This is a genomic window from Rhizobacter sp. P3_B12 (assembly GCF_056402895.1).
This window is the reverse complement of sequence record NZ_JBFUGN010001384.1, coordinates 1-1,241: the sequence shown is the minus strand read 5'-3', so window position 1 is coordinate 1,241 and position 1,241 is coordinate 1. Positions and strand designations below refer to the sequence as shown.

1 protein-coding gene and 1 pseudogene are annotated in these 1,241 nt (G+C 71.2%); both read right to left on the bottom strand.

What is annotated here, in order from left to right; all coding sequences use genetic code 11:
* On the bottom strand, positions 1-266 hold a 266-nt coding region (locus AC1D01_RS35445; RefSeq protein ID WP_477874314.1), incomplete at its 3' end, for an alpha-ketoglutarate-dependent dioxygenase AlkB.
* Positions 267-276: 10 nt separating this feature from the next.
* A pseudogene (locus AC1D01_RS35440) lies at positions 277-1,241 on the bottom strand (hypothetical protein); the annotation flags it as partial.

Sequence of the window (1,241 nt, the reverse complement as noted above, 5' to 3'; positions counted from 1 at the left end):
GTCTGCGGATCGGTCGCCTGGTAGCGGTAGCCGCGCCGGTCGGACACCCAGCCGAGCGGCCCGCAGTTGGTCATCGCGACCGACATGCGCTGCCCGCCCGGCGTCACCAGGTGCCGCCATGGCGACGCCGCCAGCACCGGCTGCAGGTCGGCCAGCAAGGCGGGCGCACGCAGCAGCGCCAGCCGGCGCAACACCACCGCACCGTCGGCGATCACCTCCTGCGACGGCGGCGCATCGTCGATCGCATCGAACAGGTCACCGGTCATCGACGATCGGTCACTGTGCGCGCTGGAAGCCGGCGTCCGGCATGAACCAGCCGTCGCTGACCGGCTTCACCTCGAGCGTCTTCACCTCGTAGCTGTAGCTCAGCAGCGGGCCGCCCGCGGTGCCGGCCGGCTTGCCGTCGCCGCCTGTCCCACCGAGCAGGCCGCCCAGCAGGCTGCCGACGCTCGGTGCCGAGGTGTTGCCGCGCGCGGCCGACGCATCGTCGCCGCAGGCATTGCCGGCGGCCGTCCAGGCGAGCGTCATCGCCATCGGGTAGCCGCGCACCTTCTTCAGCTCGTTGCCCCAGGCCGCGGTCGTCTTCGCGTTGGCGCCGCCCAGGTTGCGCAGCAGCGCGCCCATCGAGCCGGTCACCTCCTTCGGCAGGTACTTGCCGAACGGATGCTCGCCGCCCGCTGACAGCGCCGCCGCATGGCGCGCCTGGAAGGCCTGCGTGATCGCCTGCACCTCCTTCACCGCACCCACCTCGGGCGTGGTCCACAGGTCGAGCTGCACCCGGTTGCTGTTGCGCCGGCCCTGCGGATCCTCCAGCTCCAGCACCCAGGCGAGCTGGAAGCGCTCGCTGTTGAACGCGCCGATCGCCTTGCGTTCGCCGGTGGCCACCACCTTCAGCTCGTTCTTCTTCAGCACCAGCGGGCACGACGGCTCGGACGGCTTCGACGGCTGCTCGGGCTGCTTCGGCTTGTCGGGTTGCTGCGGCTGCGCCTGCCGCGGGCAGCCGGTCAGCGGGCATTCGGTGTAGGTCTTCTTCGCGATGTTCTGCGTCCACACCAGCTTGCGGTCCAGCCGCGTGATGTCGGACGAGCGCGTGTCGCCGGCGAAGCTGCGCAGCAGCCGGTTGTCGAAACTCAGCACGCCGTCGTTGCGGCGCATGTCGGCGCGCGTCTCGGTGAGCTGCTGGCCGCGCATCACCGGCATGATGGCGCCGTCGATCGCGTAGGTGCTGCCCAGCACGGCGG